Source organism: Arthrobacter sp. LFS091 (assembly GCF_047977885.1).
Classification (GTDB): domain Bacteria; phylum Actinomycetota; class Actinomycetes; order Actinomycetales; family Micrococcaceae; genus Arthrobacter.
This window is the reverse complement of sequence record NZ_JBFPFP010000008.1, coordinates 198,922-225,199: the sequence shown is the minus strand read 5'-3', so window position 1 is coordinate 225,199 and position 26,278 is coordinate 198,922. Positions and strand designations below refer to the sequence as shown.

The following is a 26,278-nucleotide window of genomic DNA, read 5'->3' as shown; positions in this document are numbered from 1 at the left end:
GGTGAGGTAATTTCTTTGACTCCGATCGAGGCTGGAACCGACATGGAATTCGCGATTCTCAGTGACGCTGATTTCGAGACGTTCGCCAAGGGACACCCACAGGGGAGCTTCATCCAGTCCATGGACCTGACGCGCTTCCAACGCGCCCGTGGCCAGGAGGTCGAGCTCTTTGGCGTAACCCGCGCCGGCAGCCTCATTGCTGCGGGAAAGCTCGTCTACACGTCCAACCGTTTTGGCTACAAAACCGCGGACTGTGCCAAGGGACCACTGATGGACTACAACGACCCGGCAGTGGTTCGCTTCGTCGTCGAGCAGTTGAAGAAGCATGCCGCTTCAAAGAAAGCGGCGGAACTGCGCATCTCGCCGAACGTCCGTTACATCGCCCGTGATGAGGACGGCGCCGAGCACCCGGAGATCGAAGACAACCGGCCGCTGTTGAAGGAACTCGAGGGCCTCGGTTTCAAGCACCAGGGCTTCGACATGAACTTCGCCAATATCAACTGGATGTTCATCAAGCAGCTCGATGGTTTCGCGGACTCCGAAGAGCTCATCATGGGCATGAACTACCGCACCCGCAAGGCGATCCGGAAGGCTGAGAAGAACGGCGTCTACCTTGAACAGGCCACGCTGGAGACGCTGGACGACTTCTACACCGCGCTGAGCACCGCAGGCGACGAGAAGGGCTTCACGTACCGCGAGCGGGAGTACTACGAGCAGCTGCTCCGGAACACCTCCGATGAGTTCACCAAGCTCATGATGGCCAAGATCAACATCCCCGAGTACCGCGCGTCCATCACGGAGCGGCTCGAAGCTGAATCCAAGACACTGGCCGAACTGAAACGTGAAGTCGAGGAGACCGGCAGCAAGAAGAAGGCCAACCGCGTCAAGGTGGTCCAGGACCTCGTGGACAGCTACGAGCGCAGCCTCAAGGACATCGAGCGTTTCCCCGATTCCGTGGGGGTTGCCACGGTGGCGGCCATCCACTTCGCGTGCTCCGGCGACGAACTGACCTGCGTTATCGGTGGCACGGTGCAGGACTACATCTACTTCAACGGCGCCACGTCCCTGTACTGGGGCATGATGCTCCACGCCCTGAACAACGGGTACTCGCGGTACAACTTCTACGGCACGTTCGGCATCCAAGGCCAGGACGACACCGGTCACGGTGGGTATGAATTCAAAAAGGGGTTTGGCGGCGAGGTGGTCCAGCTGATTGGCGACTTCGTGGCTCCGGTGAACCCGCTCACGTTCAACGCCTACCGCGTGGCCAGGAAGCTTGCAGGGGCCGCCCAGACAGTTCTGGGACGATTGCCACTTGAGAAATTGCCGGTTGTAGGAAAGCTCCGGAGGAACCACTAATCACACAAGCGCAGGGGAGGATCACCGCGTGACTGAACGCCCCGAGGGGTCAGCGAGCAGGCCGCACACGGACGGTTTGCCCAAGACCCAGCCGCTTAGGCCGTCGCAGGTCCGGCAGAACGTCAACGCCAAACGCATGCTGATGCGCCTGGTGCAAGGCGATAGCCCACCGACGGCTCCCATGAACATTGTGGACCGGCTGGCGGGCAGCCCGTACGCCAACCCCACCATCCAGGTGGTTGGTGTGGATGCATCCGCCCGCAAGACCATCGACTTTGCCTTGCACCTGGCTGAAGTCATGTTCCGATACGGTGCCGGCGCCTTGGAAGTCGAGACGAGCATGATTGCCGTTACGGCTGCCTTGGGCCTGAAGAACGTTGAAGTGGACATCACCAACCAGTCGGTGGCCATCAACTATGCGCCCAAGGACCAGACGCCCATCACGCTCCTCCGTGTGGTGCGCTCCTGGACAAACAACTACGCAGGCTTGGCGCAGGTGCACCAACTGGTCACAGACATTGTGGCCGGGGGAGTGGGCCGCGACGAAGCCGTGCGCCGGTTGAACGAAATTATCCGCAGCGCCAAGCCCTTCCCTCGATGGATGGTGACCATAGCGTTCGGTATCTTCGCAGCTGTCTTCGTTGGCGTCTTGGGCGGTGGGCTCGGCGCATCAGCGGTGGCCTTCTGCTCCAACATCCTGATCAGCCTGCTTTCCCGCCAACTGGCCAGGTGGAGGACGGCGGACTTCTTCAACACCATGGCGTGCGCGTTCCTGGTCACCTTCATTGCCTTGATGCTCCGCTGGGCAGGTGTGGACATCGCTCCCTCCATAGTGGTGGCGGGCGGAATCCTGCTGCTGCTCCCAACGGGCAGACTCGTGTCGTCGGTACAGGATGCGATCAACGGCTTCCCGGTCACCGCCGCGGGTCGGTTCCTCTCCACGCTGCTCACCTTCGGGGCGATCGTGGCAGGGATCGGTGTCGCCGTCGTGGTGGGCACCCTCATGGGCAGCGCTGTACTGGATGTCACGCAAACATTCCCCGACGCGTATCCGTTGTGGGGGCGCGCCGTCCTCATCGCCGTCGCGGTGGTTGCCATCGGCGTCACGGAACAAACCCAGATGCGGTTGCTGATTCCGACGGCGGCAGTCGGCATAGTGGGCTTCTTCGTTTTGTGGGGGGTCGGCCAAGCCGGTCTCGGCGATCGTTTGTCGCCCGCTGTCGCAGCGGTGGTCATCGGTTTGCTGGCCCGTGTGGTTGCCCTGAAGTTGGGTGCTCCCCAGCTGGTTGTCGCTGTGCCCGCGGCTTTGATCCTGCTGCCCGGCCTGACGATCTTCCGTTCGATGTATGCCCTCACCGTTGAAGGGGGCGACTTCCTGGCCGGTGCCGGCGGGATGCTTAACGCCGGAGCGATTGTCCTGGGAGTGGCCGCGGGTATCGTGCTCGGCGACAACCTGGCCAGGCCGCTGACGAAGGGCCTGTCCAGCAACGAACGCCGCAGGGTGCGTCGGCGCTAACCTCCCAAAAGTTTGTGTACAGGTAATGCCCTTAAGAAGGTTTCTTAGGGGCATTACTTGTTTGCAAACCCGAGTTGCTAGATCTTCCCTACGGGGAGCTTCTTCTCAGCTTGGAAGACCTCTTCGACGCGCCCCTGTGCCCAGTACCCCGACAGGGAAACCTGCGAACGTTCCAAGCCCCGCTGGACGAAGAAAATCTCCCGAAGACCCTTCATGTAGCCCCGCTCGCCGTGGGCGAAGACGTCCACTTTGCCGGGCAGCCACTCGGTGGTCCTTAGGGCTTCGAGCAGGAGGTCACTGGAGCCGGCAGGCACGCCGCCGCGCAGCAGCCAGCGCAGTTCCAGGCCGGCAGGTGCCGCGATAGGCAAGATGTCCGCCTCACTGTCCACCTCCAGGTAAGCAACGCCGCGTGCGTCAGCAGCCAGTGCCTCCACGCAAGCGGCAACCGCTGGGATGGCGGCGTCGTCGCCGGCGAAAAGGTACCAGTCGGCGTCGGGGTCGGGATTGTAGCCACCGCCGGGGCCCGTAAAGACCAGCGTTTCACCTGGTTCGGCTGCTGCAGCCCACGGTCCGGCAAGTCCCTCGTCACCATGGACAACAAAGTCGATCGCCAGCTCCTGCGCAGCCATGTCCACCCAGCGGATGGTGTAGGTCCGGGTGTGCGGCCATTGCTCGCGCGGCATGGTCTCGCGGATGGTCCAGAGGTCCAGCGGGAAGTCGTAGTCGACGCCCGGCTGGGGAAAAACGATTTTGACGTAGCGGTCCACGTAGTCGTTGTTTGCGTAATCGCTGAACCCCGGCCCGCCGGCCACGATCCGCACCATGTGTGGGGAAAGGAGTTCTTTCCTGAGCACGGTCAGGGAGACCTGTGGGCGGGTATTGCGGGTAGCGGACGAGGTGACGGGGAGAGCGGCCATATAGGCAAGCCTAAGCTAGTGCGCTGGACGTCTGCTGGATAGGGCCGAACGTTACAAACCCTCGCTCACGTTCCGTCCGCTTGGGGCGGACGCTCGCTCACGTTCCGTACGCTTCGCGCAAACCCTCGCTCACGTTCCGTACGCTTGGGGCAAACGCTCGCTCACGTTCCGTACGCTTGGGGCGGACGCTCGCTCACGTTCCGTACGCTTCGCGGCCTTTGGCGGCTGAGCGCTAGAGGACCGGCAACTCCCAGTCGATCGGCCCGGCGCCCTGCTGGGCCAGAAGCTCGTTGGCCCGGCTGAACGGCTTGGAGCCAAAGAAGCCCCGTGACGCCGACAACGGACTGGGATGGGCCGACACGAGCGACGGCGCTCCCTTGAGCAGCGGCACGACACCCTCAGCGTCCTTCCCCCACAGGATGGCGACGAGTGGCTGTTGCTGCCCGGTACTGGTGGTTCGGTCGGCGACGGCGGTGACAGCCGCCGTCGTAATGTCCTCCCAGCCTTTGCCGCGGTGCGAGCCGGCATTTCCCGCTTCGACGCTGAGGACACGATTCAGCAGGAGGACGCCCTGGCGGGTCCATTCGCTTAAGTCGCCATGGACCCGAGGTGGCAGGCCGAGGTCGTCATGAAGTTCGCGGTAGATATTGGCGAGGCTCCGCGGGATGGGTCGGGTGGTCCCTGAAACAGCGAAGGAAAGGCCGACGGCGTGTCCCGGGGTTGGGTAGGGGTCCTGCCCGAGGATGAGTACTTTGACGTCAGCCAGCGGCTGTTTGAACGCGCGCAGGAGATTGTCGGCTGCCGGCAGGACCTGGCGCCCTTTGGCGGCCTGGCCGGCAACGAACGCGAGGGCGGCGCGGAGTTGGTCTTCCACGGGCAACAGGGCGTCCGCCCAGTCGGGCGCCATCAGCTCTTCCAGCGGACGGTCGATCAGTTCCGCGAAGTCGCTATCCGCCACGCCAGCCGGTTCAAGTTCAAACAGTGCATCCTCGCCAGTCATCACGCCATTGTCCCCCGCGCCTGCCAGGCGGGGCGAATGACAGCGTTGTTATTCACCCGTAACATAGGGGTAGGACAATTTCCCATCAAGCGTCGAAGGAGTATGCCGTGGCGGAACCAGCACCGGAACCGATGGCGCAGCAGGCGACAGGTTTTTCCCTCGAGGACCTCGCGGCTGAAACCCGCAGCGAATCGCCCCTCAGTGAACGCGACCAGCAAATGCTGGCACTTGAACGGCAGTGGTGGAAGTACGCAGGCGCCAAGGAACAGGCTATCCGTGAGCTGTTCGATCTCTCCGCTACGCATTACTACCAGATCCTGAACGCGCTGATCGATACCGAGGACGCGTTGGCCCACGATCCCATGCTCGTCAAGAGATTGCGTAGACTACGTACGTCCCGCCAACGTGCGCGGACGGCACGTCGCTTGGGGTCCGACGCGTAAATCGCCAGGCTGATCTGTCAGCAGCAACCAGCAAGGACAACGCTTCACCATGACCAAATTTGCCAGGGATGAATTCGACCAGGTTCCGCAAAACACCAATCGCCAGGGCGTCCACCGCGACGCCCAGGAGACTGCCCGCCCTGCCTTGTGGCCGGTCCTCACAGTCGGAGCTGTCGCTCTGGTGCTGGGCCTGGTGGCCTTCCTGATCCTTCCAAACCTCGGCGTGGTGGGCCCCAGCGCCTCCTCGAATGTCTCGACGCCGGCACCCCAGCAGAGTACTGATACCTCGCCTTCTGCGGCGCCCAGCGAACCGGCTCCCACGGCTTCGGGTGAACCGAGCCCTGAGGCGTCACCGTCCAACGTTCCGTCCGCTACTCCGTCCTCGGCTCCGGTAGACAAGACCATTCCCGTGGCTGTCTACAACGGCGCTGGCACGGCTGGCCTGGCAGGCCGGGTGGCCGGTCTGGTACAGGGCGATGGCTGGACGCTGAGCACAGTTGGGAACTGGGGTGGCCTGCCGCAGCAGACCTCCGTGATCTTCTACAACACCCCTGCGCAGAAGGCCAACGCTGAAGCGTTGGGAACCCTGCTGCGCATTCAGTCGATCGTTGAGTCCCCGGAAATCCAGCAGCCCCTGGTGGTTGTTGCCGGTCCCGGATACCAGTAGCGGACCGCTGTAGGAGCACCTTTGAGCCCCAACTCGGTTAAGCATCAATAACAAAACCGAAGCACTGCCGCCCACCGGCAGCGCCGCAGGAGTGACTGTGGTTACAGTGGATTGATTCCGGTACGGAGATCCCGGCAACCGGTCTTGGCTACTGCGAAAGTGTGGGCATCATGGCATTGGGAACCGTCAAATGGTTCAACGCCGAAAAGGGCTACGGATTCATCACTGTGGATGAGTCCGGCGACGACGTTTTTGTGCACTGGTCCGCCATCCAGATGGATGGCTTCCGGGCCCTCGAGGAGGGCCAGCGGGTGGAGTTCGAATTGGGGGAAGGACAGAAGGGGCCGCAGGCAGAAGGCGTGCGCGTCGCCTAGCTCTGGGGCAGGCCAACGCCTGACCGGCTCAGCTCATGGCTGAAACCCCCTTGATTTCCGTCGCAAAGACGCATTCCTGCTTGCACTCTCCCCGGTCGAGTGCTAATTATTGATTTAGCACTCCTACGGTTCGACTGCTAAGTATGGCCCGGCTTACGCCGGTCCCGATCGGCTGCCGGATCGCTGGAGGATCAAGAAAAACCTTGGTGTGGTGAGGTTCGGAGCGCGGGGCATACATAGGCCGCAAGCAAAGGACCGTCCGTCGCGGGCACCGCATCTGACAGGTACCTTCTTAACGACTGTCCCGAAAGGACTACCGCCGTTATGGCCAAGATCATTGCATTTGATGAAGAGGCACGCCGCGGCCTCGAGCGGGGCCTGAACATCCTCGCTGACGCCGTTAAGGTCACCCTCGGCCCGCGTGGACGCAACGTCGTCCTCGAAAAGAAGTGGGGCGCCCCCACGATCACCAACGATGGCGTTTCCATCGCCAAGGAGATCGAGCTGGACGACCCTTACGAGAAGATCGGTGCAGAACTGGTCAAGGAAGTTGCCAAGAAGACGGATGACGTCGCTGGCGATGGTACGACCACTGCAACCGTCCTCGCCCAGGCACTGGTGAAGGAAGGCCTGCGCAACGTTGCCGCCGGCGCCGACCCGCTGTCCCTCAAGCGCGGCATCGAGAAGGCTGTTGAAGCAGTCATCAACGAACTGCTGGCCTCTGCCAAGGAAATCGAAACCAAGGAAGAGATCGCAGCCACGGCTTCCATCTCCGCCGGTGACCCGGAAATCGGCAGCCTGATCGCCGAAGCCCTGGACAAGGTGGGCAAGGAAGGCGTCATCACGGTCGAGGAATCCAACACCTTCGGCTTGGAGCTCGAGCTCACCGAGGGCATGCGCTTCGACAAGGGCTACATCTCCGCTTACTTCGTCACCGACGCAGAGCGCCAGGAAACGGTCCTCGAAGACCCGTACATCCTGATCGTCAACTCCAAGATCTCCAACGTGAAGGAACTCGTCACGGTTCTGGAGAAGGTCATGCAGTCCAACAAGCCGCTGCTGATCATCGCCGAAGACATCGAGGGCGAGGCCCTGGCCACCCTGATCGTCAACAAGATCCGTGGCACCTTCAAGTCCGTCGCCGTCAAGGCCCCGGGCTTCGGTGACCGCCGCAAGGCCCAGCTGGCCGACATCGCCATCCTCACCGGCGGCCAGGTCATCTCCGAAGAAGTTGGCCTCAAGCTCGAAAACGCTGGCCTGGAACTCCTCGGCACCGCCCGCAAGGTTGTTGTCACCAAGGACGAGACCACCATCGTTGAAGGTGCCGGCGACGCCGAGCAGATCGCAGGCCGCGTGGCCCAGATCCGTGCCGAGATCGAAAACTCCGACTCCGACTACGACCGCGAGAAGCTGCAGGAGCGCCTGGCCAAGCTGGCCGGTGGCGTTGCAGTCATCAAGGCCGGTGCCGCAACCGAAGTTGAGCTCAAGGAACGTAAGCACCGCATTGAGGACGCAGTCCGCAACGCCAAGGCTGCTGTTGAAGAAGGCATCGTTGCCGGTGGTGGCGTAGCCCTCATCCAGGCAGGCGCCAAGGCATTCGCCAACCTCACCCTGCAGGGTGACGAGGCAACCGGTGCCAACATCGTCAAGGTTGCCATCGACGCTCCGCTGAAGCAGATCGCGTTCAACGCTGGCCTCGAGCCGGGCGTTGTCGTCGACAAGGTTCGCGGCCTGCCTTCCGGCCACGGCCTGAACGCTGCCACGGGCGTCTACGAAGACCTCCTGGCTGCCGGCGTCAACGACCCCGTAAAGGTCACCCGCTCGGCTCTCCAGAACGCTGCTTCCATCGCTGGTCTGTTCCTGACCACCGAGGCTGTAGTGGCTGACAAGCCCGAGAAGAACGCTCCGGCTCCGGGCGGCGACGACATGGGCGGCATGGGCGGCTTCTAGCCCCCTCGCTGAACATTTCGTTTCAGAGCTAACGACGGCGGTCCCCACCAACTGGAGGGGGCCGCCGTTTTGCTGCCTACCACGGTTTTAGTGTCCGTGGGTTCTGGCAGGATTAACGGTATGACGATTATTGCTGCCGCCGACGGGTCCGCCCTCGGTAATCCTGGGCCGGCCGGTTGGGCCTGGTACGTTGACGACTCCTGTTGGCATGCAGGAGGTTGGCCACATGGCACCAACAACCAGGGCGAACTGATGGCAGTCCTGGATCTTTTCCGCTCCACGGCCCATGTTGCCCACGAGGAACTGCTGATCCTGTGCGATAGCCAGTATGTCATCAACTGCATCACCAAATGGATGCCGGGCTGGAAGCGCAAAGGATGGCGTAAGGCGGACGGCAAGGCGGTGCTCAACGTCGATCTCCTCAAGGACATCGATCAGGCGATCGTTGGCCGCAAATACACTTTCGAATGGGTCAAGGGCCACGCAGGACACGATCTGAACGAAGCCGCGGATGAGCGTGCCCGGGCTGTCGCCGTGGCGTATCAACAGGGCGTCGCACCGCGGGTTGGACCAGGTTTCCCGGGCGCCAAGCATGACTCGGTGGCCGAGGGTTCCGGGTCCTCCGGAACCACCTCGGTTGGGACAGCAGCAAGCTCCGCGACGGTCACCGCCGGCAGGGCCGCCACCGCGACGGCTATTTCTGCGAATGCCGTTGCCGCGCCGCCCAGGAGTTCCCGGCCGCACTTTGAGCCGACGCTCTTCGGCGAGTCAGGCATCTTCGGCCAAGCGGACCTTTTCAGTGAGCTGGAAGGTGACGCATCGGCCCAGGAGCTTTCGCCGGAAGAAACGGTTCTTGCCCTGGAACGGGAGTTGTTGAGGCCGGATGTGAGGGCGGACATTGGCAGGATCGGAGTGCTGCTCCACCCGGACTTCGCGGAGATTGGCAGTTCCGGCCGGTTTTGGACGCGGGATGCCATGATGATGGCGCTGGAAGAGGACCCGGGCGAACCGGGAGAGCTGGAGCTCCTGAGCGCCGACCGCCTTAGTGAAACCACCATTTTGCTGAACTACCGGAGTTACGCCCACGCGGGCTCTGCGCTTCGCAGCTCGATCTGGATGTTGGACCGCGGCCAATGGCGGCTGAGGTTCCACCAGGGCACCTTGGAGCCATAGAGACAGCGACGCCAACCCAGGACAAACAGGTGCGGCGTGACCTGCGGGGCCGGATAGTTCAGGGGAAGACATCCGGCCCCGCAGGAGTGCGCGGGACTGTGCAGGCGGGCTGGCGGTTCCTAGTAGGTGAACCGCTGGGTGTTGCCCTGCTCGACTTCGGCGTAGTTTGAGGCCGCAGTGGACAACGCCACGGTGATGGAAGCCAACGATGCCTCCACCTTGCTTTGCGTCAGGGACCATTCCAGGACCAGGGAATGAAAGTTCGCGGCCGCAGTTCCTTTCCATGTTGCCTGAAGTTCCTCAAGCCCGCGCTTCATGGTGTGAACGTCCGAACTGATGCGGTCAATAGTTCCCCGGACATTGTCGGACTTGAGCTGGAGCATCTCGGTATCGACGGAGATGACGGACATGGTTGTGCCTTTCGACGAAGGTGTTCCGCATGGTGCGGCGGTAAGTGTGGGCCACACCATCGAGCCTAGGCAGCAGGCTTCAACCGCGGAACGAACGTCTGCCGCTATGTGGAAAACGGCGTCGAAAGTGCGGTACTACGTGGAGAGAAGCTCGGCGGGTTCCTCGTGGAAGGGGAGGCTGACCACCAGAGTGGCGCCGCCGCCGTCGGTCTCTGAAACACGGACGCTTCCGCCGTGCGAGCCCACGATGGCAGCCACAATCGCCAGGCCAAGGCCGCTGCCACCCGTCTCGCGGGTGCGCGAGGTGTCAGCGCGGTAGAAGCGTTCGAAGATCTTGTTGGTCTCGTCTTCCGGAATTCCCGGTCCATGATCACGGATCTCGATGACCGACTCGGCGCCAGCGGGCGTGTTCCGGACACCAACGGCAAGCTCGATCGGGCTGCCTTCCGGCGTATATCGCAGGGCATTGCCCACCAGGTTCCCAATGACCTGCCGGAGCTTGGCCTCGTCACCTTGCACGGGGGCAGGGGCGGGGGAGCCGCCGTCGAGTCCTGTCAGGGTGATGGTCCGGTCGCCCGAGGAAGCTTTGGTGTCCACCATGGCGTCGTGGGCCAGGAGGTGCAGGTCCACGGGCTTGAGCTGCAGCGGCCGCTGCTCGTCCAGCCTGGCCAGCAGCAACAGGTCTTCGACCATGGAGCCCATCCGTTTGGCTTCGCTTTCGATCCGGCCCATGGCCATGGCCACATCTTCTTCCGTGGTCAGGGCGCCATGCCTGTAGAGCTCCGAGAAGCCCCGGATGGTGACCAAGGGCGTGCGGAGTTCGTGGGAGGCGTCGGCCGCAAAGCGCCGCATCCGCCCCTCAGAAGCAGCCCGGGCTGCGAACGACGCCTCAATGTGCGCCAGCATGGCGTTCAGTGATCCGCCGAGGCGGCCCACTTCTGTATGTGGATTATCGATTTCAACACGGCGGGACAGGTCGCCGGCCGCGATGGCCGCAGCCGTCTTTTCCACTTTGGCCAGGGGCCTGAAGGACCGGGCCACGGTCCACGTGGCAATGAAGAAGGCCAGTACCAGCGTCAAAAGGCCGACGCCGACCACCACAAGGACGGCGTGCTCCATCACTTTGTCCACCGGGGTCAGCGGCAGGCCGATGATCATGACGCCGTTGCGGCCATCGGAGGTGTTGACTGCTATCGCCACCACCCGCCAGTTGCTGCCTGCAGTGCCCTTGACCTGATAGGGCGTGTTGCCGCGAAGCTTGGCTTCAGCGGGGGTGATGTTAGCGATCGCGGGGCGGTCGCTTTGGCTGCCGCCGAAGGGATACGGTTCCAGGCCAGGTATGTACAACGTCAGCGAGTAGTCCGTGGGAACGGCGGCGTCAGTAGGGGTCGCCGTGTTGGGCTGTGCCAGCTTGTTGAAGCCCTCTTGCTCCTGCGCCAAGGCAACTGCAGCCTTGAGCTTGTCGTCCACCTGGCCCTGCAGGTAGCTCTTGACCAGGGTCAGGGTTCCCGCGCCCGTCGCTGCCAGGGCCAGCAGGAGCAGACCCATGATGATGGCGACGAGCTGCGACCTCAGTGAGGCCGACTTCCAGCGTTGCAGCAAGGTCAGCGCTTCTCAGCCGTCCGCAGCACGTAGCCCACGCCGCGCTTGGTCTGGATGAGGGCGGCGGCGTCGGGATCGATGTCCACCTTGCGGCGCAGGTACGAAATGTACGACTCAACAATTGAGGCATCGCCGTTGAAGTCGTACTCCCACACGTGGTCCAGGATCTGCGCCTTGGAAAGGACCCGGTTGGGATTGAGCATGAGGTAGCGCAGGAGCTTGAACTCCGTGGGGGACAGCTCGATGACGGTTCCGCCGCGACGGACCTCGTGGGCGTCGTCGTCGAGTTCGAGGTCGTCGACGCGGATGACGGCGTCATCGTCTTCGAGCGGCTGGGTACGGCGGAGGACGGCCCGGATACGGGCTACAACCTCGTCGAGGCTGAAAGGCTTGGTGACATAGTCATCCCCGCCCACGGTGAGGCCCGTGACTTTGTCCTCGGTGTCGTCCTTCGCTGTGAGGAACAGGACGGGGAAATGCTTGCCGGCCGCGCGGAGGCGCCGGGTCACGGTAAAACCGTCCATATCCGGCAGCATGACATCCAGGACGGCGAGGTCCGGGGCGTGGAGATCGGCCGCAGCAAGAGCTTCGCGACCGTTGGAAGCGGCCACTACCTCGAACCCTGCGAAACGCAGCGACGTGGACAGCAGCTCACGAATGTTGGGTTCGTCATCAACCACAAGAAGCTTGGCTTCGGGACCGTTCTTTTTCATGCCACCCATGATCCTCCCAGTAACTGGGAGTTTTCTGAATGCTGCATGTGAGCAAACTGCGCGCGAAGTCCACGGGCGGCATCATGCGCCGAGGACCAGGCCCGCACCCAGGGCCACCATGGTCACGGCGATGCCGCCGTCCAGGATCCGCCAGGAGCGGGGCCTCGAAAAGAAGCCACGAAGGTACCGCGCACCGAATCCCAGCGAGCAGAACCAAAGAATACTGCCCAGCATGGCCCCGGCGCCGAACCACCATTGCAGGGGAGTTCCTTGCGCGGTGGCCAGGGAGCCGATCAAGGCAATATCCAGATAGACGTGCGGGTTGAGCCAGGTCAGGGCCAGGACGGTGGCGACGGCGCCCGCCAGGCCGCGCCTCGCGCCGCCGTCGTCCGGGCCGCCGCTGGTCAGCGACTGGGGGCGGAAGGCCCGCCGTGCGGCCATCAGGCCATAGGTCACCAGGAACGCTGCGCCCACATAGCGAAGGACGACGACGGCGGCCGGTGCGGCAGTGACCAGGGCGCCGATGCCCAGAACGCCGGCAGCGATAAGGACGGCGTCGGAGAGGGCACATACCGCGACGATCGGACCTATGTGTTCGCCACGGATCCCCTGACGAAGCACGAACGCATTCTGTGCCCCGATCGCGACGATGAGGGCCAGGCCTGTGGCGAGCCCAAGGCCCGCGGAGTGGGAGATGTCAGTAATAGTCACGCTTCGAAATTACGGATGCGCCAAGCATTAGACAAGCTAAGTATTTTGATGCAGCGTAAGCTGTTCTAATGTTCCAGTTTCCGTCCGAACAGCTGCTCACATTCGCCACCGTCCTCTCGGAGGGAACGCTGGACGCGGCCGCGCGCCAACTCCATGTCACGCCGTCGGCAGTGTCCCAGCGGCTCAAGGCGCTCGAGCAGGCGGCGGGCCGGGTGCTGCTACGGAGAAGCAACCCCGTGCAGGCAACGGAAGCCGGAGAGGTGGTCTTGCGGCTGGCACGCCAGGTGGCGCAGCTCGAGGCCGACGCGGGCAGGGAACTTGGCTTGGGCTCGGAGGGAGCGGAACTCGCCGTGCCGATCGTCGTCAACGCGGATTCGCTGGCCGTGTGGTTCCTGCAGGCGCTGGTAAAGGTTCCGCAGGAGCTGAAGGTGACGTTCGACCTCCATCGGGATGACGAACAGCATTCAACGTCGCTGTTGCGGTCCGGAACAGTCATGGCAGCAGTCACGGCCACCCCTGAACCAGTGCAAGGATGCCGCGTCGAGAGCCTTGGGGTCATGCGATACCTTCCCGTTGCTGCGCCGCAGTATCTGGCGCGATGGTTCCCTGATTTCCCGAAGGGCATCAACGGGATGTCGCTGAACGCTGCCCCCACGGTCGACTTCGATCGCAAGGACACCTATCAGTGGGCTTTCGTCCAGTCGTGGGCTGAGGCCGGGAGCGTGCCCGAGCGCCGGGGTCCCCGCCATTTCGTTCCGGCCTCGCACGATTTTGGCGACGCCATCCGCCTGGGCCTTGGCTGGGGGCTGATCCCCGAAGTGCAGTGCGGGCCGGACATAGCGGACGGCCGGCTGGTCGAGCTGGCACCGGACAAGCCGTTCGATGTTCCGCTTTACTGGCAACGGTGGCGCACGGCATCCAGGGTCCTGGACGTCCTCAGCGAGACGGTACGGGACGTTTCTGCCCAGTATCTGAGGAGGCCGTAAATGTCCCTGAAACCGGACACGCCCGCTGATGCTTCCAATAATGTCAGTGCCCCGTTCCACACTTAAAACATGGCAAACACAGCAGCTCCCACCACAGCAGCTTCCAACACCGTCCACCAGCTCCGCGACAGGGACGACGTCGAGTTCCATGTGACATACCTGGACACCGACACCGGTCATGTCCGCCGCGAGGATTTCCAGGACCTCGCCGCAGCCGAACGCTTCGCCAGTGCGCAGCTCCGCGATGAAGAGTGCTGGGCCGTGGTGGACCACGTCAGCATCTCGGCCACCAGCCGCATGGTCGCCTGACCCCCGTCACTCGGGCCTGTTGTGGGCGTGGCCCCCGTGCATGAAAGGCGATGACACCCCCTGATACTTCAGGAGCATCATCATCCCTTCCGCCGCGTGATCCAGGTTGTGGCAGTGGTCCATCCAGATGCCCGGGTTGTCGGCGTGCAGCAGCAGTTCCCAGACCTCGCCAGGCTGAACGTCCACGGTGTCCAGCAGCAGCGGCGAGCCCGTGGGGGCCACGCCGTTCCGGCTCAGGACCTGCACATGGTGCCCGTGCGGATGCATCGGATGTGGTTCGGCGGTGCGGTTCACCACCGTCACCTTCACGGTGTCGCCGAGAGACACGTCAATGGAGGGGACCAAGGGGTAGGCCGCACCGTTGACGGTGAAGGCAAAACGCGGAATTCCATCGACAAAACGGAATTGCCGGTCCAGGACCATTACTTCTTCCCGGGTAATCGTCGGCCGCACCGAACCGGAACCGGCTACGGGTTTGCCATAGGCCAGGAGATCCAGCGCAGGAACGGTGGCGAAGATGCCCGTCGGCGCTTTGTCCGGGGCCGCACTCAAAGCAGCGGCCGAAGCTTCAGCCAGCGCTGCGGAACCGGGTGGGGCAATGATGACGGCGGCTCCTGCTGCGGAGTCCGAACGCACGGTTACCGGTGACGCCGGCATGGTGAAAGCGACGTCCATCCTGCCTCCGGCACCAAGCCTGAGGAGTTTGCCGGTCACTTCCCCCGGCTGGTTCACCTCCGTTCCGTCCACGGCGACTACCCGGAATGGGGCGCCGTCCACCCAGAAACGCTGCGGCAGCGAATCAGTGTTCACCAGCCTCACCCGCACCGCGGAGCCGGGTGTGGCCGGGTGGGCACTGATGCGGTCTGAGGAGCCCAGCAACCCCAGACCGCCGAGGTCGTGCGCAGCCACCACAAGGTCCGTCCCGGCACGGGGCGTTGCGGGGTTGTGCACGACGAATGTGCCGTAGAGGCCCTTACGGACTCCCTCGGCTGAATCCTGGTGCGTGTGGTACCAGTACGTGCCGACCTGTTTGGCCTGGAAGCGGTATGTCATGGAATGTCCCGGCATGACGGCGTCCTGGGTGGCCCCGGCTACTCCGTCCATGGCATTGGGAACGTCGTAGCCGTGCCAATGCAGGGTCACGCCCGCGGCGATGTCACGGTTCTTGAGTTCCACCTCCATGACCTCGCCCAACTGGGCTTCCAGCGATGGCCCCGGGACGCTCCCGAAGGTCCAGGCTTCCACCCTCTCGCCCGAGGGCAGCGTCACCTGTTCCACGCGTGCTGTCAGCTCATAATGCCGGACCACGGCGTCCGCCGGCACGGTGCCCAGCAGATCCGTCACTTGGGTGGGCTTTGCCGCCACGTACCTGTCCGGGCTGCCGTGATGTCCGACGGCGGCAACGATCGCCGCGCCGTCGGCGGACCGGCTCCCCAGCCAGGCAAAAGCTCCCGAGCCCAAGGCGGTACAGGCCATGAGGGCGGCAACTGCTGCAGCCGCCGTCGGACGCTTGTGGGCGCGCCGGACCGTTCCTGGGAAACTGCGCCCGGGACGGCCAGCTTCCCGGAGTGCAAGCCTGGCGAGAACCACCGTGCCGCCCACCATGAACAGGAGGATAATCACAGTCCATGGGGCCGGGAACGGACCCACTACGAGCGACAAGGCCAGCGATGCGACGGACGCCGCAGCCGCAGCCACCAGGGCCAGGACAACTCCTTCACGGGACCGCGACCAGCCGGGCCTCCGGGAAGTGGTGGAGCCGGTGTTCCGCTTCCTCAGCAAATACGGAACACCGGCCATCGCGGCCCAAGCCGCGGGGATGGCGGTCAGGGGCAAGTTGATGGTTATGCGCTCACTGGCAAACCACCAACTGCCGGCCACCAAAGCGGGTAGCAAGGCATAGCGGGCCACCGTCGCAGCGGCGGCCACGCCCAGGAGCAAGAGGGCCAGATCGGTCGCGTGGGGTGGTGCTTGCTTCCGATCAGTGGTCGCGGCACCTGTCATCCACGCGGCGGCGACCCAGGCGCCGGCCGCGAGGATGGACAACACCAGGTCCACGGCCAGCAGCTGCGAAGTATTCACAGCTGCCGCTGGTCAGGCAGTGCTGGGAGAGGCTGAAGCATCCGGGGCTGCAGCCTTGGGCGGAAGCGGCTGGGGGTTCAAGGCCACCGCGCGGGCACGCCTGAAGAGCCAGTACGACATGAAAATTATCAGGACGCCGGTCAATGGGTGGATGGCGGCCACCCACGAGCCGGCCGGGGTGATGAAATCTTCGGACGAACCAGTCAGCATGCCGCCGATGATGAAGATGAACAACTGTACCCAGCTGAGCAGGAAGATCCCTGCGGCCAGCCAGATGGTCCGGGATCCGGCCCGGGCGATGGCGGCGACGATGGCGGCCAGGAGCGCGCCGTAACGCAGCACGTATTGGCCGTTCATCACGTGGTAGACGCCCGCTTCATGCTGGGCTTCGATGGTGTTTTGAAAATGGAAGTAACCGGCGAACAGTAACTGTGCGAGTGCTGACAGCAGGACGATCGCGGAAAGGACCAAGAGGGCTTTACGCATGGGGAATCCTCTGGATGAAAATGCTCAGATTTTTCTAGGCCTTCGAACCGCCGGCTCCCTGGCTGCGGGATTACCCCCACTGCCGACGGCTGGCCGCCGGATTGCCTGGACCAGGGGCAAACCTTAAGGGCGGAGAGCTTCACTAGGAATCGTAAAGTTGCTGGACATTAACCGCAAGGGCCCTGACCTTAAAAACTACTTGCGGCCGCCCTACTGTTCCTGTCCGACGTCCTTGCCGATGTCCTTGGCGTCCATGATGCGGTAGGCGTAGCCCTGCTCGGCCAGGAACCGTTGGCGCTTGGCAGCGAAGTCCTGGTCCAGGGTGTCGCGGGCCACCAGGGAGTAGAACCTGGCGGCACGGCCGTCCTGCTTGGGGCGCAGGAGGCGTCCCAGCCGTTGAGCTTCTTCCTGGCGCGACCCGAACGAGCCTGACACCTGGATGGCTACCGAAGCCTCGGGAAGGTCGATCGAGAAGTTCGCCACTTTGGACACCACCAGGGTGTGGATTTCGCCCTTGCGGAAGGCGTCGAAGAGTTTTTGCCTCGCCTTGACGCTGGTTTCGCCCTTGATCAAAGGGGCATCCAACCGTTCGGAAATCTCATCCAGCTGATCGATGTACTGGCCGATCACCAGCAACTGCTCACCTTTGTGGACCTCCACCAGTTGCTCCACCAGCTGGGTCTTGGTTTCCGACGTCGCGCATAGCCGGTACTTATCGGCGTCGTCAGCCATGGCGTAAGCGACGCGCTCATCGCGGGGCAGGTCCACCCGGACTTCCACACAGTCCGCAGGAGCGATGTAGCCCTGGGCTTCAATGTCCTTCCAGGGAGCGTCGTAGCGCTTGGGCCCGATCAGGCTGAAAACCTCACCTTCCCGTCCGTCCTCCCGTACCAGGGTTGCCGTCAGGCCCAGCCGGCGCCGGGCCTGCAGGTCCGCGGTCATCCGGAAGATCGGAGCGGGAAGCAGGTGGACTTCGTCGTAGATGATGAGTCCCCAGTCGTGGCCGTCCACCAATTCCAGATGGGGATACAGCCCACCACGTTTGGTGGTCAGGACCTGGTACGTGGCAATGGTGACCGGCCGGACTTCCTTCACCGCGCCCGAGTACTCGCCGATCTCGTCTTCGGTCAGGGACGTCCGTTTCAGGAGCTCGTCCTTCCACTGCCGGGCGGAAACCGTGTTGGTGACAAGGATGAGGGTGGTGGTGGAAGACGTCGCCATGGCTGCCGCACCCACCAGCGTCTTACCGGCACCACAGGGAAGCACGACGACGCCGCTGCCGCCGGCCCAGAAGTTCTCCGTGGCCAGCTTCTGGTACGGGCGAAGCTGCCAGCCGCTCTCGTCCAGCATGATCAGGTGCGGCTGCCCGTCCACGTAGCCGGCAAGATCCTCTGCGGGCCAACCCAACTTGAGGAGCAGCTGCTTCAACTGGCCGCGCTGGGATGAATGGACCACCACTGTTTCGCCATCGATCCGTGGCCCCAGCAGGGGTGCGATTTTCTTTGCCCGGATGACTTCCTCAAGCACGGGGTAGTCATCGGTCCGCATCACCAGGCCGTGCTGGGCGTCCTTTTCCAACCGGAGCCTGCCATAGCGCGACATGGTCTCTTCGATGTCGATCAGCAAAGCGTGCGGCACGGGAAAGCGCGAGTACTTCAGCAAGGTATCCAGCACCTGCTCCGCGTCCAACCCCGCAGCACGGGCATTCCAAAGGCCCAAGGGCGTCAGCCGGTAACTGTGCATATGTTCCGGGGCGCGTTCCAGTTCAGCGAACGCGGCGATGGCATGCCGGGCTTCGGTGGCGAGTTCGTGGTCGACTTCCAGCAGGATGGTTTTGTCGCTTTGAACGATCAGCGGACCGTCGGTCACTGTTGAATCCTCACTTGCGCAGCTTCACGGCGCGGTTTTCACGAACTATGCGTTTCACGAACGCAATTCCTTGGCGGGTTCCACGTCGATGATCCGGTGGATGGACAACACCCGCTCGGTTTCCTTGGCGGGATCGAACACCCTGACGCGTCCGCCGGAGACGGATACAGGAACAACGGTTTCGGTGTTGGCATTCCCCAGGCTGTCCACCACGTTCATGATGACTGCCTGCTTCAGCCGGATAGCCGTTTGCAGGGTCTCCAGCCCAATCTGCGTTGAGGCTTCCCCGGCAGTTTCCGCCGGAACTCCGCGGTGCTGGCGCAGCACCGAAAGCTGGGCCTCGACATCCTCGTCAGGCGGAGCCGTTCGGGGCGCCGTGTAGACGGGACGCGCGCTCCCGGGCACCGCCGTTGTCCGTTTGAAACGCACGACGGCGGGTTCGGCCTCCTGCACTGCAGGCGACAGTCCCAGTTCGCGCAGCACACGTGCCGTTTCCCGCGGACTCGCGGACGACGTCAGAACGGTCGGTGCGATGCGTACCAGGCTCAACACGGACGTTCTTGCCTCGTGGAGGAGATCGGTGATGGCGGTTTCGTCGTCGCTCTGGATAAAGCTGGCGCTGGAACCAATCCGCAATCGGCCATGCCGGGACGCGGTGTCCTGGACCAAATAGGCCAAGGGCTGGGGCACGTCGGTTGCTGAATGCTCACGAAGGAACGCCAACAGCGATTCCGCATCCTGTCCGGCGTCGAGCGCCCTGCGGATGGTGGCGGCAGAAAACCGGTAGATCGACGCCGGACCCTGGCCCTCGGCGTCGGCCATCAACAGCAGGGTTTCGCTGAGTTCCGGCGCGAGGTAACCGGGCGCGACAGCCGTCAGGTCGGCCTGCAACAGGATGTGGTTCACCGCGGCGGGCAAATGCTCGCCAAGGATGGTCATGGCTTGTTCCGGCTGTGCTTCCGCAATCGCGGATCCCAGCTGGGTCAGGGCGCCCGAACCCATCAGGCCCAGGAGCGTTGCCTCCTCCAGGATGCCGCGGACCAGTGAACTGAAACGCCTCGACATCCGCGGCTGTGCCCACTCGGCCCGCTGCAGGACGGCCCGGGCATCGAGGACGGGCGCTTTGCCGTCCGGCGCGGCTGCTTCCACTGTCAGCTCATTCAGGATTTCCAGGACACGCCGCCGGACCACCGGAGCATCGGGCCGTTGGGCTTCCGCGGACAAGGCGTTGATGGTGGTGCCTGCAGCGCCCTGATGCGTGGGAGAGGATGCCGAACCCGTGAGCGGCTGTCCCACCAGTGATGGCGCGCGCTCGCTGGCCAACCAGGCATTGACCAACCAGAGCCATTGCTCCTGGCGGGGCAGGTTCAGCCACTCCAACGACGGTGGCTGCACCCAGGTGGAGCTGTCCACGTCCAGGCGCAGGAGTCCCGCCAACGCAGCCAGTTCCAGGAGGATCGCAGTCTCGTGCACCCCGTTCCGGACGGACTCGGCCAGGCGGCGGAGTTCGCGTACGCCCACGCCGCCGCTCCGCAGTGTGGCCAGCGGTTGCTCGCGGACGGCAAACAACAGCTCACCGGTCAGCCGCAGGGTCTCGGCGATGGCGCCCATGGCGGCATTACGGCGCAGGGCGGCACTGGTGTGGCCAAGCTCTGGAACGGGCGGGGCAAGCGTGAAGTCGTCCACGATCGCGCCACCCCGCAGTGCAAGCCCCACGCTGTGGGGGAGTTCCACGTGGCCGGCGTCCAAGGGGACCAGCAATCCGCGCGCCAACAGCCAGTCGATGGGCCCGACGTCGCGGCTTTCATGGGTGACCGACGCCCGCCGCTGGGCCTGCGGTACAGCACCCATGGCCCAGCTCCCGAATTTCTCCAGGAGTGCCACAGTGCGTTCCGGAGCTGTGGCCAGGATGGCCCGCAGCTCCGCGGGACTGGAGGTCCAACGCTGCAGCGCAAGGGCCGCGTCCATGGGCGTGCTCGCTGGATGGATGCCGAGCCCGCTTTGGTGCAGTTCGGCCACCAACTGGACTGCCCGTTGGGCAAAGGCGGGTTGGTGCCGGACCAGCTCGGTGTAGCTCCGTCCCAGTCCTGCCGGGTAGATGCCGATGACGTCCTTGAGGCTGCCCACCGGGAGGTAGAAGCGCTGCCGTGAGGTGGTCGCAGGGGAACCGGCGGGTGGATCCGCCCGATGGATCAAGGCCAGTTCCTGCAGTTTGGCGAGGATGGGATCCAGGGCAGAGAGGGTGGAACCGGCAATGACTTTCTTCAATCCGGCCGCCGAAACACTGTGCCCGGTATCGGTATTGGTGCAGAGGTGGAGCGTTTCGAGCACCTGCATCTCCGGCTTGTTCAAGTGTTCCAAGGCCCGCTGGACACTCACGCGGGCACTCGCCCTGGCTGCCAAGGCGGCGAAGTCCGGCGCCATGGGGGAGATAAGGTCCGGCCGCGCGGCAAACAAAGCCCGCAGCGAATCGTCGCTGCGCGCTTCCAGTTCCTTGCTGAGCGCGCGAATAAGGGACATCAATCCAACGGTACCGCCCTTGGGCCGCTCATGCCCGCCGGAGGGAGGGACCGGTTACTGGCGGCGACGAAGACGGATGGCGTCCACCACCAGGACAGCCGCCAGCATGAACGCCGCGGGCAGCCCGTAAAGGGCAATGGAAGTGATCCACACGGGGGCTGCGCTGCCCGTGGAAGCGATGGCGATGACGGCGGCGACGGCCGCCAATGACAACACGGCAATGACGGCGGCAGCAATCACGAGGGGGCGGCGGTAACCCGGGGAATTCATGCCATCAACGCTAGCAGGAGCAGTCCGCCGTGACCGTTGCTGCACGTCATGGCGCCCGCGGGCATGCACGCGGGCGTCCCAAAGCGGGATTAGGGGGTCCGGCAGGATAACCTTGAAGGAACAGACCAACACGGACCGGGCTGTCACCCTCGATCCCGCAGGACCCTGCGGATGCGGTAACGGCCCGACGTGTCTCCCAGAGCAAGAAAACGAAGAAGGTTGATTACGTGCCTACCGGCAAGGTCAAATGGTATGACAAGGAAAAAGGCTTCGGATTCCTCGCGGCAGAAGACGGCCAGGAAGTATTCCTGCCCAAGACGTCCCTGCCCGCGGGCGTAACGGAACTCAAAGCCGGCACGCGTGTGGAGTTCGGTGTAGCTGACGGCCGCCGCGGCGCACAGGCACTGGGACTTCGTGTCCTGGAGAAGACGCCTTCCATTGCCAAGGCCAAGCGCATGAACGCCAAGGATCTTGCACCGATGGTGCAGGACCTCGTGACGGTGCTGGACAACCTCTCCGGCTCTCTCTCGTCCGGCAAGTACCCGGACGGCAACAAGGCCAAGGCCATCAGCATGGCGCTGCGCAAGGTTGCCGACGAGCTGGAAGCCTAGGCTCATGGCATCGGAATCCGCACAGGACACGAAGGGCGGAAAGGGCGCGCAGGGAAGCCCTGATTCAGCCCCCGACGCTGCCCAGGCTCCTGGAAACGGGGAAGCCCCCGCGCGGAAGCCTGCGGCGGAGAAGCCGCGGGCCGGTTTGCCTGTGTGGCGAACCGGCAAGCCTGACGCCTTCCTGGCTGCCGCCGTCGATATTGCGCGTGAGGCAGTTCAGGGCATAGCCAACCCGGGCGAAGTGGGTGCGCACCTCGGCGCAAAGTCGGAGGGCGACCGCGTGGTCACCCACTTGTTCGAATCCAAGCTCGCGGGTTACGGCGGCTGGCAGTGGTACGCGGTGGTGACGCGTAACTCCCGTTCCAAGATCGTGACCGTCAGCGAGCTCGGCCTGCTGCCCTCCGAGGATTCCATCCTCGCCCCGGAATGGGTTCCGTGGGCCAAGCGGGTCCGCCCCGAGGACGAGACTCCGCTGGTGGAGGAGACTGTCGGCGATGTCACGGAGGAATCCGTCCAGGCCGACGAGGACGACGCTACGGGACCCGCCGAAGCGGACGACGACGAGGCTGACGACGCCGAAGCGGACGGCGAAGAGGACGACGCCGACGAAGCCGGGGCTGAATAGGCATTGCGGAAACCCGGGGTGAACCAAGCGATGGTGGACACTGATGTCCACCTTTAAGTCGCTGGGGATTCCCAACTACCGCATCTGGTTCTTCGGTGCCCTGATCTCCAATATCGGCACCTGGATGCAGCGCACTGCGCAGGACTGGCTGGTGTTCGACCACCTGACCGCGCACGATGCCGGCGCGATGGGCATCACCCTGGCCCTCCAGCTGGGTCCGCAACTTTTCCTTGCCCCGTGGGCCGGCCTGCTTGCCGACCGCTACAGCAGGCGGAAGCTGCTCCTCCTCACCCTGGTGGCAATGGCCCTGCTCAGCACGGGACTGGGCATCCTGGTGTTGTTGGGAGTCGCGGAGCTGTGGCACGTGTACATCTTTGCCCTGCTGCTGGGCATCGTGACGGCGTTGGACGCTCCGGTCCGCCAAACGTTCGTCTCGGAACTCGTCACCGATGATTACCTGCCCAACGCGGTGGCACTTAACAGCGCATCCTTCAACGTAGCCCGGATGATCGGTCCGGCAGTGTCCGGTGTCCTGACTGTGGTGGTGGGGCCGGGATGGGTCTTCCTCATCAACACGGTGTCCTTCGCCGCGATGCTCTGGGCGCTCAAACTGATTCCGGCGTCGTCACTGCGGGCACAACCACGCGCGGCACCAGGTAAAGGTCGCATCCGCGAAGGCCTGCGGTACGTCCGGGGAAGGCCTGATATCCAAGTGGTCCTGGTGGCCATCTTCATCGTGGGCACCTTCGGACTCAACTTTCCGCTGTTCATCGCCGCGATGGTGGGCACCCAGTTCGGCATGGACGCCGGCGCCTTTGGGGCCTTGAGTTCCATCATGGCCATCGGCTCGGTAACCGGGGCATTGCTCGCGGCCCGACGCGGCCGGCCCCGCCTCAGGCTGATCTTCCTGGCGGCAGGAGGCTTCGGGGTCTCCAGCACGCTCGCTGCCCTGGCGCCCAACGCAACCCTTTTCGGTCTGGCGCTGGTTCCCTGTGGCCTGTTCGCGCTGACCCTCATCACCAGTGCCAACGGATACGTGCAATCGACCACGGAGGCCGTTATGCGGGGCAGGGTGATGTCCTTGTACATGGCGATCTTCATGGGCGGGACACCCATTGGTGCCCCGCTGGTGGGTTGGGTGGCCAACGTCGGCGGTCCGCGCTGGGCGGTGGGCGTAGCCGCAATAGCCGGCATCAGCACCGCCGTCGTGGGTTTGGTCTGGATCATCCGGGCCAAACAGCTGAGGCTCCGCTTTGACCGGCGGGCGCGTGGCCTGAAACATTTCCGGGTGGAGTCGCTGCTTGCCCCTCCGGGTACCGAAGAGGGCGACGGCGGCACCGCCCGTTAAGCGGCGACGGCGCCGTCCGGGCTGACCGAACGACGCCGACCCTCGGGTCCGGCTGGCTACCGCCGAGGGTTACTTCTTCAGTTCACCCACGACGTAGTCGATGCTGGCAAGGAGCGCTGAGACATCGTCCGGCTCAATGGCGACGAACGTGGCAATACGCAACTGGTTGCGGCCCAGCTTGCGGTACGGCTCCGTGTCCACCACGCCGTTGGCGCGGAGGACCTTGGCGATCGCGGCCGCGTCAATGGAGTCGTCGAAGTCGATGGTGGCAATGACGTTGGAGCGGTCCTCTGCCTTGGCCACAAACGGGGTGGCGTACTCGGAGGCTTCGGCCCAGGAGTAGATCCGGTTGGCGGAGTCCGCCGTGCGCTTGCTGGCAAAGTCCAGGCCGCCGTTGCTGTTCAACCACTGAACCTGGGCGTCCAGGGTCACCAGGGTGGACAACGACGGCGTGTTGTACGTCTGGTTGAGCTTGGAGTTGTCGATGGCGGTCTGCAGGTCCAGGAAATCCGGGATCCAGCGCCCGGATGCCTTGATGCGGGCAGCGCGTTCCAGGGCTGCGGGGGAGAAGAGGCCGAGCCACAGCCCGCCATCTGATGCGAAGTTCTTCTGCGGGGCGAAGTAGTAGACGTCGGACTCCGAGACGTCGACGTCCAGGCCGCCGGCAGCGGAGGTGGCGTCCACCAGGACCAGTGATCCTTCGTCGGCGCCCTGGACCCGCTTGACGGGAGCTGCCACACCCGTGGACGTCTCGTTCTGGGGCCACGCGTAGACATCGACGCCGGCTTCGGCTTGCGCCACGGGGCGGGTGCCGGGCTCGGACTTGATGATGGAGGAAGCATCAAGGAACGGGGCTTTGTTGGTGGCGGCGGCGAACTTCGAACCGAACTCGCCAAAGGACAGGTGCTGTGCTTTCTTCTCCACTAGGCCGAATGCGGCGACGTCCCAGAAGGCGGTTGATCCGCCGACGCCGAGGACAACCTCGTATCCCTCGGGTGCGCGGAAGAACTGGCTGAGTCCTTCCCGTACCGATCCCACGAGGTTCTTGACCGGGGCCTGCCGGTGGGAGGTGCCCAGGATGGTGGCCGATGCGGCAGACAACGCCTCGATCTGTTCCGGGCGGACCTTGGACGGTCCTGCGCCGAAGCGTCCGTCCTTGGGCAGCAGATCGGCGGGAATGGTGATGCTGTTGTCGCTCACGTGTGGCTCCAATGGGTATCGGCTAGAGATGGGTCGTGGCAGGTGGCATCCGCTGCCCCTTCGACTCCCCAATTCTGCCTGACTCGGCCCGGGGGCTGTAACCTGCATCCGTCATAGTCCGCCACGTGGAATGCGAAGCAACAGGATGCGACCGGAATTATCCAGAGTAATTCCAAATAAGCTAGGCTGGGTGTCGGCGTTCAAGGGCCAGCGGTACACACCGGCTGCCCTGGCCAAGGACGCGGTACGGTGGAGATTACGCAAGGAAACTGCGTTCGAGGAGAGCTGAGCTGGATGACGGATCTGATCGATACCACTGAGATGTATCTTCGGACCATTTTGGAGCTTGAAGAAGAGAACATTGTGGCGCTCAGGGCCCGCATCGCCGAGCGCCTGCGGCACTCCGGCCCCACGGTTTCACAAACCATCGGCCGCATGGAGCGCGATGGCCTGGTGATCGTATCCAACGACCGTCACCTTGAACTGACCCAGATGGGCCGCAAGCGCGCCACCGAGGTCATGCGAAAGCACCGTCTCGCGGAGCGGCTCCTTGCCGATGTCATTGGCCTCGACTGGGCGTACGTCCATGACGAAGCGTGCCGTTGGGAACACGTGATGAGTGAGCGGGTTGAACGCCGGCTCTACGAACTCCTTGAACACCCCACCGAGTCGCCTTACGGCAATCCGATTCCAGGACTCGAAGCCCTGGGCGGCCTGCCGACGCAGACCATCCCGCGGCTCGACATCAACCTGCTGCAGGCCATGGATGGCTACGCCGCCGATTCCCGCGTGGTGGTCAGCCGGCTTGCCGAGCCCATCCAGGTGGAGCCCGAACTCCTCACCCAACTGGACGAAGGCGGAATCCGTCCCGGGGCAGCGGTGTCATTGGAACGCGTCGGCGAGTACATTTCTGTCCGGGTTCCCGGCATCGAGGGAGCGCTTGAGCTTCCACCGGAAGTTGCGGCCCACGTGTTCGTCTCCCTGGGCTGACCTCCCTTCGGGGGCGCCGCATCCTCGGGTATGCCGTGTCAAACCTCACTTTTGTGCCCCGCGGGACAATGTGACCTGCGGTTTTCCGGGATTGATGATAAGGGAGTGCGTCGTCCTGTTGATAACGAATTTATTACTGCAGGCTTT

The 26,278-nt window shown here is 63.8% G+C and carries 25 protein-coding genes; 13 read left to right on the top strand and 12 right to left on the bottom strand.

The genetic code is table 11. The features are described 5' to 3' along the window. Window positions 1-42 precede the first annotated feature (42 nt). Together ACNQOP_RS16545 and ACNQOP_RS16540 are read left to right on the top strand one after the other, a co-directional pair. Complete coding sequence (locus ACNQOP_RS16545) at window positions 43-1,359, top strand: peptidoglycan bridge formation glycyltransferase FemA/FemB family protein (protein WP_416405172.1); 1,317 nt, start codon at window positions 43-45, stop codon at window positions 1,357-1,359. A 28-nt stretch (window positions 1,360-1,387) separates the two neighbouring features. Next, window positions 1,388-2,875, top strand: coding sequence for a threonine/serine ThrE exporter family protein (locus tag ACNQOP_RS16540; protein ID WP_235518916.1), 1,488 nt, complete (start codon window positions 1,388-1,390; stop codon window positions 2,873-2,875). A 77-nt stretch (window positions 2,876-2,952) separates the two neighbouring features. Here ACNQOP_RS16540 and ACNQOP_RS16535 read toward each other — a convergent pair whose 3' ends face one another. Both ACNQOP_RS16535 and ACNQOP_RS16530 read right to left on the bottom strand, forming a co-directional pair. Then, a complete protein-coding gene (locus ACNQOP_RS16535) occupies window positions 2,953-3,792 on the bottom strand; it encodes a siderophore-interacting protein (protein WP_416405171.1) in 840 nt (279 codons plus the stop codon). Window positions 3,793-4,024: 232 nt separating this feature from the next. Continuing rightward, a complete protein-coding gene (locus ACNQOP_RS16530; RefSeq protein ID WP_416405170.1) occupies window positions 4,025-4,792 on the bottom strand; it encodes a uracil-DNA glycosylase in 768 nt (255 codons plus the stop codon). Window positions 4,793-4,899: 107 nt separating this feature from the next. Here ACNQOP_RS16530 and ACNQOP_RS16525 point away from each other — a divergent pair, with 107 nt between their 5' ends. From ACNQOP_RS16525 to ACNQOP_RS16505, 5 genes are all read left to right on the top strand, one after another. Continuing rightward, the gene (locus tag ACNQOP_RS16525; RefSeq protein ID WP_374111512.1) at window positions 4,900-5,235 is read left to right on the top strand and encodes a DUF3263 domain-containing protein; all 336 of its coding nucleotides are present in this window, start codon (window positions 4,900-4,902) and stop codon (window positions 5,233-5,235) included. A 49-nt stretch (window positions 5,236-5,284) separates the two neighbouring features. Next, entirely contained in the window at window positions 5,285-5,902 is a 618-nt protein-coding gene (locus ACNQOP_RS16520) for a LytR C-terminal domain-containing protein (protein ID WP_416405169.1), read from the top strand. Between the two features lie 170 nt (window positions 5,903-6,072). Continuing rightward, window positions 6,073-6,276: a cold-shock protein gene (locus tag ACNQOP_RS16515; RefSeq protein WP_011773737.1), complete on the top strand. Its 204-nt coding sequence runs from the start codon at window positions 6,073-6,075 to the stop codon at window positions 6,274-6,276. A 324-nt stretch (window positions 6,277-6,600) separates the two neighbouring features. Continuing rightward, window positions 6,601-8,226 (top strand): chaperonin GroEL, encoded by a 1,626-nt coding sequence (gene groL / locus ACNQOP_RS16510; protein ID WP_172324129.1) that lies wholly within the window; start codon window positions 6,601-6,603, stop codon window positions 8,224-8,226. Between the two features lie 120 nt (window positions 8,227-8,346). Then, window positions 8,347-9,399 carry an RNase H family protein gene (locus tag ACNQOP_RS16505; protein WP_416405168.1) on the top strand — a complete coding sequence of 351 codons (1,053 nt, stop codon included), beginning with the start codon at window positions 8,347-8,349 and terminating at the stop codon, window positions 9,397-9,399. Between the two features lie 119 nt (window positions 9,400-9,518). Here the strand turns inward: ACNQOP_RS16505 and ACNQOP_RS16500 are convergent, their stop codons facing one another. The 4 genes from ACNQOP_RS16500 to ACNQOP_RS16485 form a co-directional block, all read right to left on the bottom strand. Next, on the bottom strand, window positions 9,519-9,809 hold the full coding sequence (locus tag ACNQOP_RS16500; protein WP_349469886.1) for a WXG100 family type VII secretion target: 291 nt from the start codon (window positions 9,807-9,809) through the stop codon (window positions 9,519-9,521). Window positions 9,810-9,944: 135 nt separating this feature from the next. After that, window positions 9,945-11,411 carry a HAMP domain-containing sensor histidine kinase gene (locus ACNQOP_RS16495; protein ID WP_349469885.1) on the bottom strand — a complete coding sequence of 489 codons (1,467 nt, stop codon included), beginning with the start codon at window positions 11,409-11,411 and terminating at the stop codon, window positions 9,945-9,947. A 2-nt stretch (window positions 11,412-11,413) separates the two neighbouring features. Continuing rightward, entirely contained in the window at window positions 11,414-12,124 is a 711-nt protein-coding gene (locus ACNQOP_RS16490; protein WP_026543233.1) for a response regulator transcription factor, read from the bottom strand. Between the two features lie 81 nt (window positions 12,125-12,205). After that, window positions 12,206-12,835: a LysE/ArgO family amino acid transporter gene (locus ACNQOP_RS16485; RefSeq protein WP_416405167.1), complete on the bottom strand. Its 630-nt coding sequence runs from the start codon at window positions 12,833-12,835 to the stop codon at window positions 12,206-12,208. 68 nt (window positions 12,836-12,903) lie between these two features. On the opposite strand from ACNQOP_RS16485, the gene ACNQOP_RS16480 reads away from it, so the two are divergent. After that, window positions 12,904-13,821, top strand: coding sequence for a LysR family transcriptional regulator ArgP (locus ACNQOP_RS16480; protein ID WP_416405166.1), 918 nt, complete (start codon window positions 12,904-12,906; stop codon window positions 13,819-13,821). Window positions 13,822-13,890: 69 nt separating this feature from the next. Then, window positions 13,891-14,130: a hypothetical protein gene (locus tag ACNQOP_RS16475; RefSeq protein ID WP_235518934.1), complete on the top strand. Its 240-nt coding sequence runs from the start codon at window positions 13,891-13,893 to the stop codon at window positions 14,128-14,130. A 6-nt stretch (window positions 14,131-14,136) separates the two neighbouring features. Here the strand turns inward: ACNQOP_RS16475 and ACNQOP_RS16470 are convergent, their stop codons facing one another. The 5 genes from ACNQOP_RS16470 to ACNQOP_RS16450 all read right to left on the bottom strand — a co-directional run bounded on the left by ACNQOP_RS16470 (window position 14,137) and on the right by ACNQOP_RS16450 (window position 21,357). Further along, the gene (locus ACNQOP_RS16470; RefSeq protein ID WP_416405165.1) at window positions 14,137-16,212 is read right to left on the bottom strand and encodes a multicopper oxidase family protein; all 2,076 of its coding nucleotides are present in this window, start codon (window positions 16,210-16,212) and stop codon (window positions 14,137-14,139) included. Window positions 16,213-16,224: 12 nt separating this feature from the next. After that, window positions 16,225-16,698 (bottom strand): hypothetical protein, encoded by a 474-nt coding sequence (locus ACNQOP_RS16465; RefSeq protein ID WP_235518938.1) that lies wholly within the window; start codon window positions 16,696-16,698, stop codon window positions 16,225-16,227. Between the two features lie 210 nt (window positions 16,699-16,908). After that, window positions 16,909-18,567 carry a DNA repair helicase XPB gene (locus ACNQOP_RS16460; RefSeq protein WP_235518939.1) on the bottom strand — a complete coding sequence of 553 codons (1,659 nt, stop codon included), beginning with the start codon at window positions 18,565-18,567 and terminating at the stop codon, window positions 16,909-16,911. A gap of 54 nt (window positions 18,568-18,621) precedes the next feature. Then, window positions 18,622-21,087 carry a helicase-associated domain-containing protein gene (locus ACNQOP_RS16455; protein ID WP_416405164.1) on the bottom strand — a complete coding sequence of 822 codons (2,466 nt, stop codon included), beginning with the start codon at window positions 21,085-21,087 and terminating at the stop codon, window positions 18,622-18,624. A 54-nt stretch (window positions 21,088-21,141) separates the two neighbouring features. After that, window positions 21,142-21,357, bottom strand: coding sequence for a hypothetical protein (locus ACNQOP_RS16450; RefSeq protein WP_416405163.1), 216 nt, complete (start codon window positions 21,355-21,357; stop codon window positions 21,142-21,144). Window positions 21,358-21,584: 227 nt separating this feature from the next. Between ACNQOP_RS16450 and ACNQOP_RS16445 the strand changes: the two genes are divergently transcribed. From ACNQOP_RS16445 to ACNQOP_RS16435, 3 genes are read left to right on the top strand one after another with little or no spacing between them, the layout of a single operon-like run. Next, complete coding sequence (locus tag ACNQOP_RS16445; protein ID WP_090820714.1) at window positions 21,585-21,968, top strand: cold-shock protein; 384 nt, start codon at window positions 21,585-21,587, stop codon at window positions 21,966-21,968. Window positions 21,969-21,972: 4 nt separating this feature from the next. Continuing rightward, window positions 21,973-22,593 (top strand): DUF3027 domain-containing protein, encoded by a 621-nt coding sequence (locus ACNQOP_RS16440; protein ID WP_416405162.1) that lies wholly within the window; start codon window positions 21,973-21,975, stop codon window positions 22,591-22,593. Window positions 22,594-22,636: 43 nt separating this feature from the next. Beyond that, on the top strand, window positions 22,637-23,941 hold the full coding sequence (locus ACNQOP_RS16435) for an MFS transporter (protein WP_257368911.1): 1,305 nt from the start codon (window positions 22,637-22,639) through the stop codon (window positions 23,939-23,941). 69 nt (window positions 23,942-24,010) lie between these two features. Here ACNQOP_RS16435 and serC read toward each other — a convergent pair whose 3' ends face one another. After that, on the bottom strand, window positions 24,011-25,141 hold the full coding sequence (gene serC / locus ACNQOP_RS16430) for a phosphoserine transaminase (RefSeq protein WP_235518946.1): 1,131 nt from the start codon (window positions 25,139-25,141) through the stop codon (window positions 24,011-24,013). 294 nt (window positions 25,142-25,435) lie between these two features. On the opposite strand from serC, the gene ACNQOP_RS16425 reads away from it, so the two are divergent. After that, window positions 25,436-26,131 (top strand): metal-dependent transcriptional regulator, encoded by a 696-nt coding sequence (locus ACNQOP_RS16425; RefSeq protein ID WP_235518947.1) that lies wholly within the window; start codon window positions 25,436-25,438, stop codon window positions 26,129-26,131. The last annotated feature ends 147 nt before the right edge of the window (window positions 26,132-26,278 follow it).

Coding starts and splice junctions, on each gene's coding strand:
- ACNQOP_RS16545 (WP_416405172.1), top strand. CDS start 43: ATGGAATTCGCGATTCTCAGTGACGCTGATTTCGAGACGTTCGCCAAG.
- ACNQOP_RS16535 (WP_416405171.1), bottom strand. CDS start 3,792: ATGGCCGCTCTCCCCGTCACCTCGTCCGCTACCCGCAATACCCGCCCA.
- ACNQOP_RS16530 (WP_416405170.1), bottom strand. CDS start 4,792: ATGACTGGCGAGGATGCACTGTTTGAACTTGAACCGGCTGGCGTGGCG.
- ACNQOP_RS16520 (WP_416405169.1), top strand. CDS start 5,285: ATGACCAAATTTGCCAGGGATGAATTCGACCAGGTTCCGCAAAACACC.
- ACNQOP_RS16515 (WP_011773737.1), top strand. CDS start 6,073: ATGGCATTGGGAACCGTCAAATGGTTCAACGCCGAAAAGGGCTACGGA.
- groL (WP_172324129.1), top strand. CDS start 6,601: ATGGCCAAGATCATTGCATTTGATGAAGAGGCACGCCGCGGCCTCGAG.
- ACNQOP_RS16505 (WP_416405168.1), top strand. CDS start 8,347: ATGACGATTATTGCTGCCGCCGACGGGTCCGCCCTCGGTAATCCTGGG.
- ACNQOP_RS16500 (WP_349469886.1), bottom strand. CDS start 9,809: ATGTCCGTCATCTCCGTCGATACCGAGATGCTCCAGCTCAAGTCCGAC.
- ACNQOP_RS16490 (WP_026543233.1), bottom strand. CDS start 12,124: ATGAAAAAGAACGGTCCCGAAGCCAAGCTTCTTGTGGTTGATGACGAA.
- ACNQOP_RS16480 (WP_416405166.1), top strand. CDS start 12,904: ATGTTCCAGTTTCCGTCCGAACAGCTGCTCACATTCGCCACCGTCCTC.
- ACNQOP_RS16475 (WP_235518934.1), top strand. CDS start 13,891: ATGGCAAACACAGCAGCTCCCACCACAGCAGCTTCCAACACCGTCCAC.
- ACNQOP_RS16465 (WP_235518938.1), bottom strand. CDS start 16,698: ATGCGTAAAGCCCTCTTGGTCCTTTCCGCGATCGTCCTGCTGTCAGCA.
- ACNQOP_RS16455 (WP_416405164.1), bottom strand. CDS start 21,087: ATGTCCCTTATTCGCGCGCTCAGCAAGGAACTGGAAGCGCGCAGCGAC.
- ACNQOP_RS16450 (WP_416405163.1), bottom strand. CDS start 21,357: ATGAATTCCCCGGGTTACCGCCGCCCCCTCGTGATTGCTGCCGCCGTC.
- ACNQOP_RS16440 (WP_416405162.1), top strand. CDS start 21,973: ATGGCATCGGAATCCGCACAGGACACGAAGGGCGGAAAGGGCGCGCAG.
- ACNQOP_RS16435 (WP_257368911.1), top strand. CDS start 22,637: ATGTCCACCTTTAAGTCGCTGGGGATTCCCAACTACCGCATCTGGTTC.
- ACNQOP_RS16425 (WP_235518947.1), top strand. CDS start 25,436: ATGACGGATCTGATCGATACCACTGAGATGTATCTTCGGACCATTTTG.